Here is an 8,381-nt window from a genome sequence, read left to right on the forward strand (position 1 = left end):
CGAGAGGTGAAAAACGAACAGTAATGGAAAGCGTATCTAAAAACATAATAAATTACATCTTAAATTTCCGCAAAGGAGATTATTTGTTGGGACTGCAGGGCGTGATTAGTATTATGGGGGCATACTTTGTTGCACTGTATTTCCTTGGCACACATGAAGAAGCTCTGATGGCTGCATCGGTATCGGTATTTATGTTTATGGAGCATAAGCGATTCGGATTCAGACGTAGAATAGCCCAGTCGCTGGCAATAGTTGGTTTTCAAATTATATTGTTGGTAATAGTCTCAGTATTTTTCAGTCAACATATCTTTTTAGCTATTCCATTTCACTTCATACTTTTTTTCTCACTCAATTATTATAATTATTTTGATAGCCCCAATGCGGTTACTTTAGTTTCGATACAGTTTTTTTATCTGTTGTCTTTAACTGCTCCAATCGAATATGAATTCTTGCCTTATCGAATATTATCTATTATTATAGGTATAGCTGTGGCAGGTTTTGGTTTGCTTGTGCTTTGGCCAACAAAAACACATAAAATTATAGAGGGGAAATTAAGTAGTTACCTTCGGATAACCCGGCAAATACTGGAGTGTGAAACTGAAGAGTATATTCAAAAATCGGATGTGATTAAAGTAGATCGCGAAAAGCTTTTTGCCGAAATTATGGATTTGCTTTACGGTTTGAAATATGGCGATGTCTTTTCTACAACCAAAGGGAAGTTCTTGTTTAAAATAGCTGTAAATATCCAGATATTAAACAGCTCTTTGCATGGTTTAATAAAATCGGGCGACTATGAACTAAGCCATAGTGTCGATTCTAAATATCCGGGATTAACAGATGAGTGGAGGTTGGGGTTTATCGAATTAATAAAACTGTTCGAGAAAGCAGTTAAGGAAGATAAACACGCATTACTTGAGTTAGAAGATAAGTTTCGTGCATTTATAGAGATGACAAATAAGATAATTGGGTGGAGCGAGGAAAATGATGTCGATAAATTGAGAGTGAGATTGTCTGAAATAAAATATCAGGTAATAACTCTTATCGATTTTGCTAAGCGATTGATTTTGTTCAATCATGAGTCTGAATATAAATCGGAAGATAAATTAGATTTTCTTTTTAGATTCGATAATTTTAGAAATAATATTGTTAAAAGTTTAAGTTTTAGTCAGCCTTCGGTACGCTTTGCTTTTCACATGAGTTTATTATTGACTTTAAGTTTAGTTCTTATAGGATATTTCGATGTGTTCGAAGGTTTTTGGGTTCCTATGACCATTTTGCTTATTCTGAAACCAAATCACGGAGGTACACAAACATTGGCAGTAAAAAGAATTGCCGGAACTGTATTGGGATTGATTTTATCGTTAGGAATAATAGTATATGCTCCACAGGAGGTAATTGCACCAATAGTAATTCTTGCTGTATTTATCTCTATTTCGGTAATTAAAACAGAGTATAGTTTCGCCGTAATATTTATTACTATGAGTGCCGTATTATTGATGGCAATCGATTTTGATGCTACTGATGTATTCTTGTCGCGTTTGATAACCACGAGTTCTGCCGGAGCAGTAGTGTTACTTTCAAATTATTTCTTACTACCTAATTGGAGTAAATTCGAGATTAAGAATAAGATGGTTGCTGTATTGAAAAACGATTTGAATGCTCTTAATATGATTATTGATAAAGCTAATCGAAAACCGGTATCAAAGAACGATATCCGCTTAAGTATGCTTAACTCTTATCAGGGACGAAAACAGATAAAAGAGCTGTACACAGTAATGCGATCAGAGCCTAAATCGAAGCAGTTAAATAGCTCGATGGGTACTCAGTTTTTGGTAGCTCACGAAAGGTTTAGTTTAAATTATAGTAGGTTTATTTATGCCGTACTAACAAAGAAAGCTGGTGTAAAACTACCCTTTAATTTTGTTAAGGAAGCATTTAACCAGGCAATCGAAAATATAATTGGTCATATCGAAGGTGATAGCAATATAAGCGATGATGCACGCGAGTCGATATATAAGTTACATGCCTTCTTGATAGATTTCGAAATGAATGATTCTCTAAACAGAGAAAACCAATCATATATAAGCGATTTACGCCGAACTACTAAAAGGCTGATAGAGTTGCGCAATTTGGCAGAGAAGAAAGACTTGGTTTTTATTCAGAATTAAGTTGTAGACGGTATTATTAACCTCAATCCTATCTTCGAACTGAGCTTATTAAACCAAAAGTATCATTTAGTGTCATAAGTATGCCATTTCATTTATTGCTTTTATAATTACTTAGGTTGTACATTCGTACAAACGATTGTATTTTGTAAAATCAATAAAAAATATAGTGCTATGAATCTGAAAAACTCTGTAATAAATTTCAAGTCTAAAATTGTTAATTCAATTTTTGTTTTAACAATGTTTTTATTTGCTTCGGGGCAGATGATGGCACAAACCATTATTAATACTTCTCATTTTAAGGCATATGATGATGCCGGAGTAACAGCAAATACTACTTTTGGACGTTTAAATAATGTTGAAACATCGCTGATATTAGCATTTCAGCTTCCTGCTATTTCGGCAGAAGAATCAATATTAGATGCGCGATTACAATTAGAGATAACTACGGGTAGTCAGGCTACTTCATTCAGAGCTTTGGATATTGATGTTTTACCAAATAAAACAACTACAATTAGCAGTGCAGATATGGGTACTGGAGCTAATGCTCAAACTCATTTTATTGATGGACATGGAGTAAGTATATCTGAAGATATTTCGCTTGCAATATCACAACAAATTGCAAGTGGTAATGTTGTAGAAGGCGATTATATTGTTTTGGAGTTAAAGTTAGGTGATTATGCACCTGCCGATAAGTATGTAAAGATATATGCAACGGGAACACCAACATTGACTTTAACAGTAGGTACACCTCCCGACCCTACAGCACCAGTTATTGAGACTATCGACGATGCAACAGTATTTACCGGTTATGGAAAGAAAATTATGGTAACTGCATCTGATGTTAATAAAGAAGACCATATAGCGTTTAGCTTAGATGCAGGAAGTGCTTCGGGATTTGTAACATTATCAGATAATGGAGATGGTACTGCCCAAATATCTATAGCAAATACAACAGTACCGGCAGATGAAGATTCTTATAATATTATAGTTACTGCTACTGATAATAGTGCAGACGTATTGTCTTCGACTGAAAGTTTTGTATTAGAAGTATCGCCCGTAGGTACTGTAACAGAAATAGAGCAAAATGGAATTACCTGGACTTTGCTTGGCGATGTTGAGCAAGGTACTTATGCAAATGGCGATAACTGGGTTGTTGGACCGGTAACAGTTATTAATATTTCGCCTGAGTCGTTTAAATACGAAATGACAACCAGTGCAAGTGGTGTAGAACTTCCTGCAATTGGTTACGATTTTGGAGATGATCCTTATACATATCAACCTACTCCGGGAGAATATAGAATAGTACACGGATCGATGCTGAATCCTGTTGCTGACAGAGCGCTGAATCACGGTTGGGAAAGTGAGTTTACCGTGTGGAAAAAAGGACAAAGAGTTTATCCTGGCAATTCAGATAATTATAAAGAGGAGCTAAATGTAGCCCGTGCCGATAGAGGAGATGGTGTTTATGAGCCAATTAATCCGGGGAAACCTTTAGTTATTGAAGCGAACAATTCGTTGATGTCAACTGAGTCGTTAGATTTACCTGCTCGTCCAAATCTTAAAGCTGCGGCAGTATTAACTATTGTTTCCGAAGATAATCGTCCAAATGTTGGAGATTTTCGCCCTGCTTATTCTAGTGCCGATAAAAAATCTTATTTCAATATTTCTGATTTAGATTATTCTTCACTGGGAAATATGTCTCGTTCCGATTCATTAATGCCATTGACAAGTATTGAGGGTTATTTTGAAAGAGTGTGGTTAGACTATATTCCTGAGTGGAGTGGTGAGTTTTCTCATCCTGTTGATAATATGCAAGGTTCATACGGTGCAGCCGTAGCATCGATGATTGGAGCGGGAGCTATTGCTTTAAATACCGATTTTACTACATCATACAATGGAGGGACTCCTGCCGATGGAGAAACATACAACGATAAATCGAAGTTGCTAATGCGTATGGTACAGCTTGGTATTGATTATTACGGAGTAGTAACCGGACCTGATAATCCGGCTACAGATTTACACGATTCTCAAACAGTATTCCGCGAAAATGGAGGACACCTTACCGGACGTAAATTTCCAATATTACTTGCAGGTAAAACACTTTTGAATAATACTACAGGCGAGGCTGCTGTTATTGCCAATAAAATGTTGAATATCGCAACTGAGCACCCATCAATAGTGTTTAGTGAAGATGGACAAACAAGGTATGTTAATCAGTATGATACTGAATACTCGGCAGAACCTAAAACAGAAGGACCTAGTTCTACATCGCCAAGCGGTTGGAATTACGATTATAGAGACTGGAGTTATGATTGGGAGCCTTATGCAGTGTCAAAAGGATTGCCACTGGGGGGAGAGTATTATGGGATGCCATATACTCAGGAGGATATAGGTTTACCTGAGTATGGAATTACGTACACATTCAAACCTTTTGTATCGCACAAATATTGGAATACAGCTTATCGTAGATGTTGTACACATTCATCGATGCAGGGTATAGTATTAGCTGTACACGCTATGGGTCTGAAAGAAGTATGGGGGCACCAGGCATTGTTTGATTACGTAGACAGATTTATGTCAGTAGAGCTTCAGATTGCAGAGGTAACAGAAGCAAAAGGTTCTTTTTCTATGGCGGATGATAATAGTGTGGAATACACCGAATATCATCCTGATCTTAAATCGGAGCTGAAGATTGATAATGTAAAAGGACGTCTTCCTTTACGACCGGAAAATCCTGAATTCAAATGGAGCTATAGTCTGTATAAATCATGGAAGCATCACAGAGAAAGTTTTGGAGATGTATGGAGAAGATATGATGAGGGTGATATTTATAGTAATGGAAAAAGAAATACACTCGGATTACCTAAAAACAATATAAAACCTGAAGGTGTTAAAGTATATCCTCAACCTGTAAAAGGTAATAGTTTCACGGTTTCATTGTCATCTTCTGATGAAAAAGAACTTTCTGTAGAGATTTATAGTTTAACTGGATCATTAGTTTACTCAAGAATAGTAAATGTTGCTTCTAAGTCAATCGAAGTATCAGGAATGGGTAAATTACCTCAGGGGGTTTATGTTCTTAAAGTAAAAGGAAATGATATAAATATCAGTCAACGATTGTTGGTAGAGTAGTATTTAAGAAAATATTTGATCATAAAAAAACTCAAGATATCTCTTGAGTTTTTTTTATTTGAAGTGTCAAATAATATAGCTTATGTGTCATTTAGTTCATTGATTCTCCCCCTGTTTATCGTTATAATTGTTGTTCTAATTTAATTTTAGAATAAAATTGTAATGATGAATAAAAAAATATGGATTGTTATCCAGCTGACTGTTGTTTTGGTAACGGCCTTAGTGTTTTCGCCCTTGGTGATACCTGCAAATGTTAGTTCGCCCGAGCTATTTGGAATGCCATACACTTTATGGACCGGAATTATAGCTTATTTGTTTCTGGTAGCTTTAAATTTTATTGGAGCATTTATTCACTCAAAAGTATATAGCGATGGGAATGATTAGTTGGTTTTGGATACTGAGTGCAGTATTTATTGGAGTGTTAGTACTTGTTTCTACTAAGGCTATAAAAACCAGTAAAGATGTTGACGATTTTATGTTGGCAGGATCGAGTGTTGGTGGTTTGTTGGGAACACTGACTTATGCCGCCGCTCTTTTTAGTGCATTTATATTTATTGGAGTGCCCGATTTTTTCAGGGTTCATGGAGTAGGAGCATGGATATTTTTGCCCGTAGCCGATGGTATTATGTTTTTTATGATATTTTGGTTCGGCTATCACTTACGAAAGAAAGTAAAAGAAATTGGATATAAAGGTACCGCCGGAATGATGTCGGATATCTTCGGAAATAAATGGGCGGGATATGTTGTATTTGCAGCAGCATTTTTATTTCTGATTCCTTATGTGTCGATTCAGATTAGAGGTATATCGATGTTCTTTATAGCGATATTCCCGAATGCACTTCCTCTATGGGGGTGGGCTTTGATAATAATTTCCATGATGCTTGTTTATAGTCAGGTTGGAGGATTAAAATCGATTGTATACAGTGATGCTATTCAGGCAGTGTTGTTATTGACTGTTTTGGTAATTATTGGATACAATTCTGTTCAACATTTTGGTGATATAAAAGAAATGTTTGTTCAGGTAAAGCAAACAGACCCTAAGTTATTGTCGGCCCCTGGCCCTAAGGGTTTGTTTACTCCTCAGTTTTTGTTTACATCGTTTTTAGCTATCGTTTTACTGCCGGTATCACAGCCTCAGTTTTCATCGCGAATAGCAATTATGAAAAACATGACCGAAACTTATAAAATGGCAACAGGAGTTGGAATTGTAGCGTTTTTTGTTTTCGCATCTACAGCATTAATTGGAATGTATGGTAGTGTTGTTTACCCCGATTCGTCAACACAGGAATTTGTACAGAATGCCTTATTGTTCGATCAAAGTAATTTCCTTGCTGCACTTGCAGTAGTAGGATTATTTGCTGCAGTATTATCTACATCAAATGCTCAGGTATTTGCTCTTGGATCGGAGTTTAGATCACTTTTACACGATACTGAGCTGGCAAACTTTAGATTGGCAAAAATAGCAATGATATTTTTTGGAGTAATTGTATTTGTAACATCAATTTCTATTGGTGATGAGCTTGTTTTACTTGCTCGAATGAGTTTTGCAGGTACAGCTATGATAACGCCAATAGTTTTGGTAGGTGTATTTTCGAAACAAAAGCCCGGTGTAGAAATCATTATTCTTTCGGCAATAGCTTTAGTATTATTTACTTTATCTCTAGTGAATGTAGTTCCCGAGAAAATGTTTGGTTTACGCCTTGACATTGTACTAATGGCAGTTTTGTTTGTTACATCGGTAATTTCGGTTGTATTGAGAAAAACCATGGTAAAAGTATCATAAGATAATGGTTGATGTTGTAAAATTAACGCAAGAACTTGTTGCTATAAACACTGTAAATGGAAACGAAGCCGAAACAGCTAAGTTTGTAGGCAAAATTCTAATGGATAATGGCTTTGATGTAAAGTATGTCCCGTTTAATAATGACGAGACTAGACTTAATATTATTGCAGAAAAAGGGTTGAAACCCGGCAAAGCACCTATAGTATTTACCGGACATTTCGATACTGTTCCCATTGGGAAGGAAGAGTGGTCGGTAAATCCTTTGGAAGCCACTATTATAGGCGATAAACTTTATGGACGAGGTTCAACCGATATGAAAGCTGGAATAGCGGCATTTATTGGAGCTGCAATTGAGGCTTTTGAAGAAGATAATAATGCTTATGGAGTAAAATTTGTTCTTACAGCAAACGAAGAGCCCGGATGCGTTGGAGCTAACGATTTAGTAGCTTCAGAATATGCCGAATTATTGGGAGATGCCTGTGCTATAATTGTAGCAGAACCAACATCTAATATTCCGGCAATAGCTCATAAATCGGCATTGTACATTACAGCAATAGCGAAAGGTAAAACAGCACATTCGTCTATGCCACATCTTGGCGATAATGCTATTTATAAAGTAGCGAGAGCAATTTCGAAGATAGAAAATCTGGAATTTAATGCCGAGGAAGATAAACTGTTAGGATATCCAAGCATTAATGTAGGTGTTGTTGAAGGAGGAATGAACCTGAACTCAGTTCCAGATAGAGCGAGTTTTACTATCGATGTGCGATCAACGTCTAAACTTGAAAATGACGCTGTTTTAGAATTATTACAAAAAACTCTAGGCGATGAAACGAGCATGAGCAAAAAGTTTCTCACACAGGGGGATGATAATATGCGAGTTCCATCTGACCAAAACATAAAATTATTAACAGATGAAATTGAACTTAATGTTATGGTTAATAATAGTAGTGTTTATAATGAAGTAGAATCTGATTTCGAAAAGCTTGTTTATAAAGTTTGTGGAATTAATGCCGATGATGCAGATCGACGAAAAGCACTTCCATATATGACCGACGGTTCGGTATTGCAAAAATATTACAAAGGAGTTCCTACAATTATATTAGGCCCTGGAGAGGCTTCAATGGCACACAAAATAGATGAGTATTGTTTTGTTGATAATATAGTTGAGGCAAAAGAGATTTATAAGAAGATATTAGGTGGGTATTAGGTAGATATTAAGTGGTATTAGATGGATATTAAGTGGATATTAAATGGGGATTAGATAGATATTAAGTAGGTATTATTAGAAATAGAAC

The 8,381-nt window shown here is 36.0% G+C and carries 5 protein-coding genes; all 5 read left to right on the top strand.

The window, feature by feature from the left end; all coding sequences use genetic code 11:
- Positions 1-23 precede the first annotated feature (23 nt).
- The 5 genes from ABFR62_02140 to ABFR62_02160 all read left to right on the top strand — a co-directional run bounded on the left by ABFR62_02140 (position 24) and on the right by ABFR62_02160 (position 8,293).
- Positions 24-2,168: an FUSC family protein gene (locus tag ABFR62_02140; protein ID MEN8137208.1), complete on the top strand. Its 2,145-nt coding sequence runs from the start codon at positions 24-26 to the stop codon at positions 2,166-2,168.
- Positions 2,169-2,339: 171 nt separating this feature from the next.
- Positions 2,340-5,300 (top strand): T9SS type A sorting domain-containing protein, encoded by a 2,961-nt coding sequence (locus ABFR62_02145; GenBank protein MEN8137209.1) that lies wholly within the window; start codon positions 2,340-2,342, stop codon positions 5,298-5,300.
- Between the two features lie 165 nt (positions 5,301-5,465).
- Complete coding sequence (locus tag ABFR62_02150; GenBank protein MEN8137210.1) at positions 5,466-5,684, top strand: hypothetical protein; 219 nt, start codon at positions 5,466-5,468, stop codon at positions 5,682-5,684.
- Entirely contained in the window at positions 5,671-7,083 is a 1,413-nt protein-coding gene (locus ABFR62_02155; protein MEN8137211.1) for a sodium:solute symporter family protein, read from the top strand. The genes ABFR62_02150 and ABFR62_02155 overlap by 14 nt, the downstream gene beginning before the upstream one ends.
- A 4-nt stretch (positions 7,084-7,087) precedes the next feature.
- A complete protein-coding gene (locus tag ABFR62_02160; GenBank protein MEN8137212.1) occupies positions 7,088-8,293 on the top strand; it encodes a M20 family metallopeptidase in 1,206 nt (401 codons plus the stop codon).
- Positions 8,294-8,381: the final 88 nt, after the last annotated feature.

This window comes from Bacteroidota bacterium (assembly GCA_039714315.1).
GTDB lineage: Bacteria > Bacteroidota > Bacteroidia > Flavobacteriales > JADGDT01 > JADGDT01.

What these genes read in the sequence shown, in the direction of transcription:
- ABFR62_02140 (MEN8137208.1), top strand. Translation starts at nt 24, where the DNA reads ATGGAAAGCGTATCTAAAAACATAATAAATTACATCTTAAATTTCCGC.
- ABFR62_02145 (MEN8137209.1), top strand. Translation starts at nt 2,340, where the DNA reads ATGAATCTGAAAAACTCTGTAATAAATTTCAAGTCTAAAATTGTTAAT.
- ABFR62_02150 (MEN8137210.1), top strand. Translation starts at nt 5,466, where the DNA reads ATGAATAAAAAAATATGGATTGTTATCCAGCTGACTGTTGTTTTGGTA.
- ABFR62_02155 (MEN8137211.1), top strand. Translation starts at nt 5,671, where the DNA reads ATGGGAATGATTAGTTGGTTTTGGATACTGAGTGCAGTATTTATTGGA.
- ABFR62_02160 (MEN8137212.1), top strand. Translation starts at nt 7,088, where the DNA reads ATGGTTGATGTTGTAAAATTAACGCAAGAACTTGTTGCTATAAACACT.